This window comes from Legionella bozemanae, from assembly GCF_001648595.1.
Taxonomy (GTDB): Bacteria; Pseudomonadota; Gammaproteobacteria; order Legionellales; family Legionellaceae; genus Legionella; species Legionella bozemanae.
The window spans coordinates 105,607-118,249 of sequence record NZ_LBAW01000003.1 but is presented as its reverse complement, the minus strand read 5'-3'; the positions used below and the strand labels follow the sequence as shown (position 1 = coordinate 118,249).

The window sequence follows — 12,643 nt, the reverse complement described above, 5'->3', positions numbered from 1 at the left end:
GGGAGTTCCAGAGGAAAAAGTAACACAATTATCTGACCATATGACATGAATTTTCGAGAGCAGTAATTTGATGAGTCCATATCATTGCTTGTTTCCTCGATGTTAAAAGGGATTCATCCCCTGGGACACTTCTTCCTTTGCTTTTTCGAGTCGTTCCAAGACCGACTCTATACCATATTCTGAAGCCTCAGCAAGTAATGCAGAAAAAATGGCTTTTTTTGCCTGAAATATATTGGGAGCAACTTCATCTCGAATCATCTTGTTCTTCTGTGATTCAATGTCTTCAAGAGCATGAGAATAATCTTGCATCTCCATGTTCGGATTAATATATTTTATCCCTTCATTAATGAGGTTTTTTGTCACGATTTGAAACATTTCATAGTTCATTGCTTGTTGATACAGCGGATCTGCAGAGGTTTTTTGACAACTTTGCAGCAATGCTAAGAGGTTATTGGCAGTCAAATTAATATCTTGATTGATGGATAACGAGATAACGGCATCAACGTCCTTACAAAAGGCATTGAGTCCTTCTAATATACGGATATTCTCTGGTTTTTCAAAATCAGCCCATTTGCTAAAAGTTGCTATTTGCTGATGAACTGTATTGAGGACATTTTCTATCCACTTTAATTGATAGGCATCAATTTCTTGTTGCGAACCATCCGTATTAATAGTTAATAACACTTTACTATGTGGCCGCTTGTGCTCTCTACCTACTCCTTTGATGGATGTTTCTCTGTGAGTAAGATATGCTGTATTTTCATACCTAGGCTTTTCAAATTGCTCATGTAATACATTTTTATTGGCAATTACATCAATAAATAGTCCATAGTCATTAAATAATTTTTTTTGTAGGTTTTTGGCAAAATTTAATCCCTCACATACACTCATCACCAGTGTCAATCGAGGTATTACATTAGGATTTTTGAAATCTGGATTTGTGAGTAATTTTCCAAAATAGGCGGCGATATCATCTAAATCGTATATCTTTGGGGTGCCTGTTTGTCTATCAAGGACCATATCGTCTAACTCTTCTCTTCCATGAGCCGCAAAATATATTTTGGTACGGTTTGTAATCGGTTTAGGAAAGAAATCAGGGTTCTCCAAAGCTTTAAGGTCACTTCCATCTGGTATTTTCACGAGTATTGCCGGGCTTTCGTGAATTATAAGCGTATCAATATTTGCCGTTATTTGATCTTGGGTCAAATTGATGTAAATGAGTTTATCATATTTGGAATGCATGACAGATCCCCATTTTTGATTCAGCCTATTCTTAAAGTATAGAATTGTGGTTAAAAATTTACCAACAGGATGATTTAACAAAATAACTTGAGTGCATGCTGAGGGTGCGTTCAGCTGGAACGTGTCACAACGTATTGAATTCATTGTGCCAGTAATTGACTCTAACTGTTGTTGTCCGAAAGTTTTTCCTTTAGGTGATACTGTCACCGAGAAACTCTAATTTTGAGGGGGTGCTATTTTAAGGGGTAAAGTATTTCTTATAGTCATCCAAAGGCGAGAGAAAACCTGACTTTCAGGCGAATAAAAGGTTTGAAGCCCTCACGAGAGAAATCAATAAAAGAATAAATTGACTGATTTAAAAATAAAAAATTACAATATAAATTTTTTTGTTTTATTGCCAGTTTGGCTGGATATGCGGCGGCATTGAAATAATAGTTGTTGCTGTTCTTAGAATATTTGCAATGATAAAAAACAATCCCATATATAAGCCTCGCATCATTAGACCTGATGCGAGTAGCTTATTCAGTATTAGCCGTTAATTAATCATTATCTTCTTTAGAAAGCGTACCGGTTGTTGCATCGATTTTTATCTCAAATTTTTTACCTTGGGCATCTCGTCCTTTAACTTCCCATTGACCATGTTCAAATTCAATCTTTCGGATATTGGTATATCCTGCTTGCTCAGCGGTAGAAAGTGCTTGTTGAATACTTACCTTTGGTTGGGTCGAGTCTGCAAAAGCAACGGAACATACTAAAGCTAGTGATGATAGAACAATTGTTTTCATTTTCATATTGGATCCCTCAATAGTTTGGATTTTAAAAATTAACATTTAATCATCATGCTGTAAATGAAGGTTTCCTGTAAAAGGCGCCGGGGGCATTTAGATGTTATTCCGATAAAAATTGATAATTGCATCATACCGGCAATTATGTCCAATATTATATATTGATCTATATGGACGAAATGTATCGCCGATTATCTGTTTTTCTTAATTTATTTTATAGTTAATTATAATTCCAAATTCAGCAGCTTATTAATCCTATGCTACACATTCCTTGATTAAGCTATTTGCTGAATGGCCCAACCTGATACGCACGCTTGCTATCCTGCTGGTTGCAAACAACAAGGCTTGTATCTTACTCATATTTTTGTATATTAGTGTGTATATTTTAGTATGGGGAATTATTTTATGAAATTTAGTCCTAGTTCAAATCCGAAACATTTAGAGGTTATTACCAAGCCCACATCAAGAGGGTTAATATTTAAATCAGATGCAGAACTATTAAAAAGCCTAAAATCTCTACCAGATGAAATTAATTTCGATGTGCCAGATGGAGAATTCAACACAATTCTCTACCTTGCAGCTGCAAATAACTATGTTAAAACAGTAGATTATTTGCTATTCGAAAAAAAGGTAAACCCTAATATCAAAGTATCTGAAAATTTGACTGCCGCACATATTGCAGCAGCTAAAGGACATCATGAAGTATTGAAGAAATTAGTGCGTTGTGAAGGCATCAAACTTGCAGAAAAAGACAAATATGGAGAAACTCCATTATTTCGTGCCATAGGTAATGCACCGACTGAAAAACTTTTAGATATCGTACGCTTAATTGTTATGACAGACGCGAGTACAATTTCAGTGACTAATGAGGATGGTATTTCTCCTATTGAGCTAGCACTTCAAAGACAACATCCCTCAGTTATCCAACTACTATTAGAGCATGGCGCCGATGTTAGTAAACGTTGCAGCTCTGCCGCAGCAGGAATGATGATGACCCGCAGTATTCCTAGTAGTCAATTTGGTGGTGCTTTCGTATTTTTTACTGGTTCAGCTGAAAATGATAATTTACGTCAATGTGCCAAGCTAATTATTGAAGCTTATAACAAACAACACTTGGCCGCTGATCTTAAAGAAACGACTTCAAGCAGTAGCTTCGGATTTAGCCAATAACTCTGGGGTAAAATTGGCAGAATGCACCCGTTTTCATGGGGGTACGTTTCAGCAAGAGTGCTCCAGCTACCCTCTTCACTCCAAATTTGTGGTTGAAAAGAGAAGAGATTATCTTGAGTACTCCCAAAATGTCGCTAAAATGAAGGACATTTAGCGACATTAGACGCTAAGGAATGATAACCTCATGTTTCACCAAGTCTGAGATTTTATCGCCACATTGTGAATTTAAGTAATAGGTGTATTTTCCTGATTTACCGGGCAAGGTAGTTTCCGTCCAGGTTAGTTTTTCACCCTTCCAAAGAATTTGTTGAACCCAATTTCTTACTTGATATTCATCAATTGGCAAACCACCTTCTGGTTTTTCCCACTTTAAAGTAATGCTTTTCTTATCCTGTGTATAACTGGATAAAATATTAATGGGTGCTTTACATGCCGTGGGATTTATTACTTTATAACTTTTGATGCTCTGCACTAACATACTTGCACTTTTCATGTGCGGATTAGGTGCGCCGGCATAGGGGCCACCGACTGCTAAGTTTACAATTAAATAATAGCCGCCTTCAGGATTATTAAATCCCCTACTTAAAGCATTTGCTCCATCTGCTGGTAAGCTGTCTGTTTTAAGAGGCCCCCAAATTTTTTTGTTATCAAAATATCCCGTAATAATATATCCATTCTTTGTACTTTGTGGGTCTTTTTCCCATTCAAACCCCCATTTATGAAAATTATTATATAATCTTTCAGAATCAGTTTTTGTGACTAATCGATATCCTGGCCCTTTGCAATCTCCGCCCGTACAGCTTGGATCGTTACCGTTAAAATGTAAGGCCGCAGTGCTAACATTAAAGTCCGTATTTTTGGGATAAGCCTCCATAATGTCAATTTCACCATTATTTGGCCATTGGCTATCATCGGTAGGCAGGAGCCAAATAGCAGGCCATAACCCACTGTTATAATTAGTAGGATTTGTTTTTGTTTCGCAGGAGCCGTCATCACTTGTTTCACACTTTGGTAATTTTGCAGTCACTTCGAGATAACCATGACTTAATGTGCTCGTATCCCAAACGGTGGAACTCATTGGGGCATTATAAGGTGGCGCATCAAGGTTTCTACGCGTCATAATTTCACCAGATAGCCAGTAGTTACTGTTTACCTTAATTGCGCTTAATTTAAGTTGGCCAGGTTCATTCGTTTTATCGCAATATGATGTAACCAAAGTTGTATCGTAAACGTTAATCTCCCCTGACTTTCGATGATCATAATTTGTAGCTGAAAAGAAATTTAATCCTTCTTCATTTTTATCAGTAAGAATATTTCTAACTAAGTTGCATTGTTTGTTTGCATCGAACGAGCAGGTAATTGCGTGAAGTGATTGAGAAGCGAATAAAAGGATGAGAAGTATGGGTCTATTCATCATTGATATCCTTATTTTTTAGATCTTGGTTTACCACTATATGGTTATTATCCAACAATGCATCATAGCTCATTAAAGCTAATCCAACAAGCTGCAAGAAGTTTGAGGCGAACTTTCTCTCTATACAAATCAACAACATTATAGAAAAGCAAAAATCGCTTCTTGATAATTCAAAATCTGGCTTGAGTATTCTAAAAAAGGCAACACCCAAATTAGTGATGCCCTTCTGTATACGGAGCAACGGATGAAAAACCACAGACAAAACCTCGATCTGAGATATATGATAAATTTATAGACAGCTACAAAAATACATTATCTCAATCGATTAAAAACCACCAGGAAGATTAATGTTCCCAGCTTTATCCGGTGTTGCAGGGGTTGAGTTAATGTAACAACCCTGTGATCTGTCATTTATTGTAGTGACTACCCCATCCTCACTGATTGCTAAAGTACAAAGGTTGCTGTTACTACCAGCAATGGTCATCACAGAAGACCCCGCGATATTTTTAACTAAACAGGCAGGGTGTTTCGTGACTGGATCAGGACAAGTAATACTATGATTGATTAATACCGGTTTAAAAGGGTAACCAACGTAGATCATATAGGAAAACTGAGTCTCAGGAGGTTGAGGATCCTCTTTGCCACAAATACTTCCTTTAATTTCTCCTGGTTGTATGTTCTCCAAGCGACAAACTAAATGACCTTCGTGGTAAAAACTAACTTGTTTCGCTGACGCTTCATTATTATATGCTGCCACATAGGTTTTATCCCCGGTACCAAAAACAGCGTAAGCAGGTGTATCTGCCCTAAGCGATTTATTTAAAGATCCTAGCGCTTTTAAATTTTGAATCCAATAATAAATACTTGGCTTGGATTCGCCAGGATCCGGCGTTTTAGCTTGCTCATCGAAATAACGGGTATAGTATTGCGATGCCTTGACTGGATCACCTAAGGCTAAGTATTTCAATAGCGTGCCGCAATAAGCAGAGTTTGCTGCGTCGCCGGAACATGGATTTTTAGCATCCTCGTTATACACTTTAGTAACAAAGTCTGGCTCATAACCAAGATAGAAAGATCCCGCACTTATGGGTAACGTATTGGATGCAAGGTTTTGATAATAACAAGGTTGACTCGCACAGAAATAAGTTGATCTATCAAGCTTACCTCCCCAAACATTTCCGACCAATAAATAGTTTTGTCCAGTCGTACTATTTGACCATCCCATGGGAAAAACACCGGCATTAGGATTTTGATTAAAATGATAATGATTCAGCCCTTGTTCTTCTGTAGTATAAAGATACAAACCTGTTTCTACGAGAGCGTGAGAAGAAGTATTATCTCCATCGAAAGTAACTCCTTCGGTATTTAAACCCCATAGAATAATAGCTTGAGCTAAATTCATAAATTCAGCACTGTCTTCCTCATTCACATTATCGAAGCTATAAGGCATGCCTAAAGCAGAGGAGATACCAGCATAGGGATCAAAACTTCTAAAATGTGGGAATCTGGTCGCCTCTCCTCCCTCTTCTTGATATTTGTAATTGCAAATATCTCGAATGAGCAAGTTAATCATAGCCCCATATTCTTGCGCCCATGTTTTATCAAATTGCGCAATAGTTGCAGCACTGTCAATTAAATAACCCCAGTGGAAAGGATGATCCGTTAGGGTAGTTGCTGTAAAGAAACCACTTGGAAATCCCATCATCGTATACCATTTGCTATTATACGAATAAAACCAGCTTCCTTCAGGTCGCGGACAATCGGAAGCACCATCGGGGCAAGGGTCCGTATAATTTAAGCCAGTTAGAAAACTTGTAACCTGTTTCTTTAGATTAGTTAATAAGTCATCCCGAATTTTTTTATATTGAGGATTGGGGGTAGATCCCATTAAAACATTGGCTATTTTTATGAGTTGAGCCTCCCTGCTTAATAATTTTCCTGTTGCGTAAGTATCAGTCCAAGGATTTTTAGCGTCTAAATGAGGATCTGGAGGTAATGCAAATGAATAACTTGCCATTTTATCCAAATCAGCCTGGCTGAGACGATTAGGTAAAGCAGGTAACACACCATGAAAGGCTACTTCAGTAGAAAAAGAAGGTGTTCCGCCTACTCCTTGAGGAACCACATAAGCATGCATAGTGCCTTTTAATGTCTGAATGGTTCCACTGTCACTGGCACAATCATCTTGGAATAAACAGCCGGCTTTTTCGGTGCTATTCATGTTTTTAATTTGCCAAGGATAAAGCATAACCAGCGGTTGTTTCTTCAATGATGCATTCGAATAGACTGTTTGAGTGTCAAAATTAAAATGCGTAATCACTTCAGCGTTATTTTTATCATACTCATACGTGATGGATGTATTTTTGATAAACGTATACGCGTAGGGCTTGAATTGATTGGCCACCGCAACTGCTGATAAGTCAGAAGAAGCAGGAATAGCAGCCAACGAAAAATAGCGATTTGTTTCCGTGGTATTAATGGAGGTACTTGGAATAATGTTTCCACTTCCTCCCTGGTTGACTGGGACGATTACAGAACCAGAATTAGTTTTCCAAGGAGTAATTGAGGCATCAGGATTAGAGAAATAAGCATAGTAGCGATAGCCCGAATCGGAAGCATTTTTTGTTTTAAACACACTGATGCCTTTTTCTTGGCTTAATAGTTTTACATCTTGTGAATTATTAAACTGTAGATAAGAAATTGTTTGATTGCTTTTCTTTTCAATAAAAACGAAAGGGGAACCTTCTACCACACTGGCAGTAAGAAGAGGAGAATTATTACGGGCCCACGCTGCCGTCACCATCCAATCAGAATAATCAGCAACCAAAGGTGCCGTACCCATCAAATCTCCTGTGGTAACAGTTACGTCGAGCGTATTATCATATCCACGGTCAACATGCACATTGTCAACTTTAGCGTTTTGCAAGGGAACTCCTAAAGAAATACCCCTTTCTGTTAAACGCACAGTAAGCGGGTTTGGAATTAACAATAAGGGATTCAGATAGTCACCATCCTGTATTTGTCCTGGCGCCTTATCCACGGCCAGCAAAGGTGTCCACCATAAACCCGTTGTTATGGGTTTATTACCCAGACCAAACTGGCTCCCTTGAAATACTGATTTTAGCGTTGAATAGTTGTTTATGAGGGGATAGCCAGCGTCTTTTGAAACACGTCCCGGATATTTTTGCGCTAATTTTGCAATGTGTTGCTCATCGTAATAAATTCCTCGACCAAGTTGTGTAGCACTGTGAATTGCATTGTTATTTAAAAGAAAAATTACTGCTGCAAGAGGGAAAATTTTTTTTGGTTTGTTCGAGTTATTGTTCTTCTCTGACATTGATTTTTCTCCAGATTTAGAAAAAGTAAATTGCTTTACGGGTTAATCTCTTAATTTCGTATAGGTTAAGTGAACCATTTATGTTTTTCTTAGCAGTACTGATTCGTAATGTAATGATTTAGTTTATCGAAAATTTATTGGCAGTTCGTTTAATTGAAGTTTTTTTGCCAGAAGACTGATAATGATTACGTAGCGCTCCTATTTGCAATTTTCCATATTTCATTACCTTAGACTTTCTATATGCAGTGTCTTATTTTCATAATAACCGCATTCCATGAAAAATATCTATCTGATTAAACGTGAAATTTAATTTTCAGTCGCTATGACTACTCAAAATAAACATACCGAATTAATAAAATTGAGATTATTAAAAAAGAATCAAGTCATAGAAAAAATCAGGAGAACCTGCACTTTTTGATTCATTTGTTCAAACCTTTTGTTCTTTGCTCTACAGTGGTGAAAAATAAATCTCTTATCAGCTGCATTCAAGTAAGCGTTGATTTATAAGCCATACATTCAAAGTCATATTTATTTACTGCTCTTGAAAATAAATATCCCTGACCAAAATCACATTTTTCTTCAATTAGAGTTTTCAACTGTTGCTCAGTTTCAAGACCTTTAGCAACAACTTTAAGATTTAAAAGATGAGCCAACTTAATAATTGTTCTGAGAATCGTTAAATCGATATTTTTTTCAACATTTTTAATAAAGGTATTGTCGATTTTTAAGGTATCAATGGGTAATGTTTTGAGCAAAATAAAAGAAGAATAACCTGTTCCAAAGTTATCTAAAGCCAGCTTTACTCCTAATCGGGTTAGGGTAAGCAGATTTTTTTCAATCTTAACTCTGTTTTCTAAAAGTGATTTTTCAGTTAGCTCAAGCGTGATATTGTCCACTTTTGATTTGAAAATTAAGCTTTCAATGTGATTAATAAAATTATTATTTGCGAATTCAATAGAGGATATGTTGATAAAAAACTGCAATTTTTTATTGTATTTTTCATTCCAATGCTTAATTTGAAAGCATGCGGTTTCAAGTATCCATTCACCAATTGGAATCATTAAACCCGTTTTTTCCGCAATTCTAAAAAATTCATAGGCCCCCATCTTACCAAGATTTTGACTATTCCATCGTAACAAAAGCTCCGCACCCATTAATTTTCGAGTAGTTAAACAATAAATAGGTAAATAATGCAAACTAAGTTCATTATTTTTTATGGCATCACGTAAATGTTTTCCAATTTCCAACTCCTCTAATTGCGATTTTGATAAAATTGGTGAATAAAAAACATAGGTGTTTTTTCCCGATTTTTTAGCCTCATACATGGAAGTATCTGCATTTTTGAGCATATCTTGATAGGTAACTCCTGAATCAGGATAGATCGCGATTCCAAAACTTGCGGTAATGGACAATATATGTTCATGAATTTCAAAAGGAGCATTGAATACATTTATTAAATTTTCTGCAATGGATTGAATTTTATAAGGTTCGAATAACTCAGGAAATATAATAGCAAATTCATCTCCACCCAACCTGGCACAATAATCACCAATACGGATGGATTTTTTTAATCGAGAAGCTACTTCTTGCAATAATTTATCACCTACTTCATGACCTAATGAATCATTAACAAATTTAAAATTATCTAGGTCTAAATATATTAAAGTGAATCGACGTCCATACCTTTGGTAATTAGAAATTAATGCAGCCATGGTAGCCTCAAAAGCCGCTTTATTCATTAACAAGGTAAGCGAATCAATAGTAGATAACTTTTCAAATTTATCTTTTTGCTGCTGCAAATTCTCCTGTGCCTTAAAAGCCAAGAAAAATTTTTCTTGAAAACTTTGAATTAAGCCAATAACCGGAATGATAAAACTGCAAAGTTGAAGTAACGATGCAACTAAATAAGCGGTATCCAGAAGCTTGCTTGAGCCAAAAACCATATAAATTGACATTAAAATCTGAGCAAATGCGCTATATTTGACAGCGTTGAGCAAGACACCCCACTTCTTGGGATCAAGCTGATAACAAGTGATAAAAGCTAAATATAGATTTAATGCCAAGTTAATTAAACCAAATGGATGGGTAATAAATTCATTAGGATAAAAAAATCGTGGCATGTAATTCGGATATGAAGACCATGATATTAAAAAACCTTCTGTGCCAAAAATGATGCAACTTAATATTAAAAGAACACTAAAAATAAAGTAATTACGCGTTAACGATTTTATTAAACACATGCCAAGAGTCACTACTAATAAAAAGCTTATGAATGTATTTGATCCTAACCAAACAAACCCATGAAAATTTTTCAAGTTATAATTCAAAGGAGTAAACCAATTATTTACTAAGCAAGCCGTAAAATAAAAAACAACTCCAATTAAATAGGAAACACTAATACAAAAAGCGATTTTATCTTTAGTGAGTTTGTAGTAAGAAAAGCCAAGTAAAACAAGAACTAAAGCAATGACTCCTAATGACCAATAAAATAAGGCATGGTAAATGCTAACATCTTGATAAAAAGAACTAAAACCTAGCTTAAAACCCAACAAAATACCCAGTGTTGACAGGGTGAGAGTCAAAATAATGAATAGTAAAAAAGCCTTAGGAAGTATTCGAAACACATTATTTGCTTCTGAATTCATAATTTTATTACTCTAAATAATTTATTAAAATTTATCCCATTATCATTTTGCTCTTCGCTAGGTACCGAGAAACACACAGATTATCAATATATATTATAATCCCTTAAAATTAATGAAATTTTCAATGCTTAACTTTTCTTTAGAGCTACTTTGGAGTCAGAATATTTCTCTACTTATTATGAGTTTAATTTTTGTGCAAGAACTCGTAACTATGGATTACATCCTAAAGCACAGCAAGACATTGCTTACTGGTATCGATAAAGTTATTTTTATCTTTGAAGCTGGATTCCTCGCATTTCAACGGTAATGTCTTTTGTTTTAGCACTCTCTGAGAAATTGTTAATAACCTCTCGCACATCATTATCAATATATTTTGAGCCGCTGCTGTCAATGATTACAGTGGATTTAGGTGGGATTTTGCGAAATTGATGGATAAAGCTGCCCTTATTTAAAAAAGATACTTCTTCAGCCAATTCCATGTGAAAAACCATACCTTTTTTCATAACAATACTGGTGTCATGGGCGTTTAAATAGTGGTGGCGTAAAATAATGAAAATAGCTACGGTAAAGCCAACACTGATACCAAAAAGTAAATCATTCACTACAATTCCAACCACAGTAACGATAAATGGTAGAAATTGCTCCCATCCCATTTGATACATTTCTTTAAATACAGATGGACTAGCTAATTTATAGCCAATCATAACTAAAATTGCAGCTAATGATGCAAGTGGAATTTGATTTAATATCATGGGGATAGTGAGCACACAAACCAAAAGCAATACTCCATGCAAAATCGCGGATAATTTAGTTTTAGCGCCAAAGGTAATATTTGTGGAACTGCGTATGATGACCTGGGTGATAGGTAATCCACCAATCAAACTAGAAAGCATATTACCTACCCCTTGAGCTTTTAATTCTCGGTCTGTGGATGTAATTCGTTTATAAGGGTCTAGCTTATCAGTGGCTTCAACACACAATAAAGTTTCCAGGCTTGCGACTAAAGCAATAATGGCTGCCACTTGGTATACTTCCATGTTACCCAGTTGATTAAAATTGGGTAAAGTTATTACTTGAGTCAAATCAGTAATACTTTTAAATTCAGGAATTTGTACGAGCTGTGATGACTCTAAATGAAAAGGAAGCCCTCCGGTTTTATAAAGCAAAGACAGAATAAATCCGCACAAAACGACCACTAAAGGAGCTTGTAAAATTTCAAATAGTTTGTATCCTTTATTAATTAAATATTGCCATGATATCATGATTACAAGTGAAATTATGCTAATGATGACTACTCCAGAGTTAATGTTCTCCATCGCTTTGTTAATATAAAAAAATTCGAGCCGGCCATCGGTTAAATCGGTTAAAATAGGGGAAACATCATATCCAATTAAATGAGGAATCTGCTTTAAAATAATGATAATCCCAATACCGCCCAACATGCCCTTAATTACTGATGAAGGAAAATAATAAGCAATAATTCCACCACGTAGAAACCCCGCTACAATTTGAAAGATTCCTGCGATAAACCCGGCCAATAAAAATGTTTTCCAAGAACCTAAGGATTGTTGAGCAGCGAGAACTATCGCTACAAGGCCCGCAGCTGGGCCACTGACTCCCAAGGCTGAGCCGCTAAGAAATCCAACAACGGCCCCTCCCACTATTCCAGCAATAATCCCCGAAAATAAAGGTGCTTCTGATGCCAGGGCAATACCGAGGCACAAAGGTAGGGCGACTAAAAATACCACTATTGAAGCTTGAAAGTCATATTTTAAATTAGAAAAAATTCCCTTTATCATTTTTTATCCCTTAATTCTTTCATGAAAAATATAATTCTATGTCCCATTTAGATTGGAAATGAGCATCCATTATCCAGATTGCTTCTCTAGAAAAAAATTTATTAGCAAAATTATAGTACAGTTCTGTTGACTCATATTTAATAAACGAATTAAAAACATTTATTTTTTACTAACATGGATCCATTTTAAAAAGCAGCTATAGTAGAAAGGACATGATTATATTTGTAAGTAATAAGAGGATGTTTTTAAGG

At 35.8% G+C, this 12,643-nt stretch carries 7 protein-coding genes; 1 reads left to right on the top strand and 6 read right to left on the bottom strand.

All coding sequences use genetic code 11. The features are described from left to right. Positions 1 to 102: 102 nt before the first annotated feature. Positions 103 to 1,449 carry a hypothetical protein gene (locus A8O27_RS03730; RefSeq protein WP_244944210.1) on the bottom strand — a complete coding sequence of 449 codons (1,347 nt, stop codon included), beginning with the start codon at positions 1,447 to 1,449 and terminating at the stop codon, positions 103 to 105. Positions 1,450 to 1,781: 332 nt separating this feature from the next. Continuing rightward, the gene (locus A8O27_RS03725) at positions 1,782 to 2,033 is read right to left on the bottom strand and encodes a PepSY domain-containing protein (protein WP_058458452.1); all 252 of its coding nucleotides are present in this window, start codon (positions 2,031 to 2,033) and stop codon (positions 1,782 to 1,784) included. A 399-nt stretch (positions 2,034 to 2,432) separates the two neighbouring features. Here A8O27_RS03725 and A8O27_RS03720 point away from each other — a divergent pair, with 399 nt between their 5' ends. After that, the gene (locus A8O27_RS03720) at positions 2,433 to 3,197 is read left to right on the top strand and encodes an ankyrin repeat domain-containing protein (protein WP_058458424.1); all 765 of its coding nucleotides are present in this window, start codon (positions 2,433 to 2,435) and stop codon (positions 3,195 to 3,197) included. A gap of 166 nt (positions 3,198 to 3,363) precedes the next feature. On the opposite strand, the gene A8O27_RS03715 is transcribed toward A8O27_RS03720, so the two are convergent. The 4 genes from A8O27_RS03715 to A8O27_RS03695 form a co-directional block, all read right to left on the bottom strand. Continuing rightward, positions 3,364 to 4,614 carry a glycoside hydrolase family 16 protein gene (locus A8O27_RS03715; RefSeq protein WP_082642401.1) on the bottom strand — a complete coding sequence of 417 codons (1,251 nt, stop codon included), beginning with the start codon at positions 4,612 to 4,614 and terminating at the stop codon, positions 3,364 to 3,366. A gap of 322 nt (positions 4,615 to 4,936) precedes the next feature. Then, the gene (locus A8O27_RS03705; RefSeq protein WP_058458427.1) at positions 4,937 to 7,948 is read right to left on the bottom strand and encodes a glycosyl hydrolase; all 3,012 of its coding nucleotides are present in this window, start codon (positions 7,946 to 7,948) and stop codon (positions 4,937 to 4,939) included. A 485-nt stretch (positions 7,949 to 8,433) separates the two neighbouring features. Next, on the bottom strand, positions 8,434 to 10,593 hold the full coding sequence (locus tag A8O27_RS03700; RefSeq protein WP_058458428.1) for a putative bifunctional diguanylate cyclase/phosphodiesterase: 2,160 nt from the start codon (positions 10,591 to 10,593) through the stop codon (positions 8,434 to 8,436). 269 nt (positions 10,594 to 10,862) lie between these two features. Next, the gene (locus A8O27_RS03695; protein ID WP_058458429.1) at positions 10,863 to 12,392 is read right to left on the bottom strand and encodes a SulP family inorganic anion transporter; all 1,530 of its coding nucleotides are present in this window, start codon (positions 12,390 to 12,392) and stop codon (positions 10,863 to 10,865) included. Positions 12,393 to 12,643: the final 251 nt, after the last annotated feature.

What these genes read in the sequence shown, in the direction of transcription:
- A8O27_RS03725 (WP_058458452.1), bottom strand. Translation starts at nt 2,033, where the DNA reads ATGAAAATGAAAACAATTGTTCTATCATCACTAGCTTTAGTATGTTCC.
- A8O27_RS03720 (WP_058458424.1), top strand. Translation starts at nt 2,433, where the DNA reads ATGAAATTTAGTCCTAGTTCAAATCCGAAACATTTAGAGGTTATTACC.
- A8O27_RS03715 (WP_082642401.1), bottom strand. Translation starts at nt 4,614, where the DNA reads ATGATGAATAGACCCATACTTCTCATCCTTTTATTCGCTTCTCAATCA.
- A8O27_RS03705 (WP_058458427.1), bottom strand. Translation starts at nt 7,948, where the DNA reads ATGTCAGAGAAGAACAATAACTCGAACAAACCAAAAAAAATTTTCCCT.
- A8O27_RS03700 (WP_058458428.1), bottom strand. Translation starts at nt 10,593, where the DNA reads ATGAATTCAGAAGCAAATAATGTGTTTCGAATACTTCCTAAGGCTTTT.
- A8O27_RS03695 (WP_058458429.1), bottom strand. Translation starts at nt 12,392, where the DNA reads ATGATAAAGGGAATTTTTTCTAATTTAAAATATGACTTTCAAGCTTCA.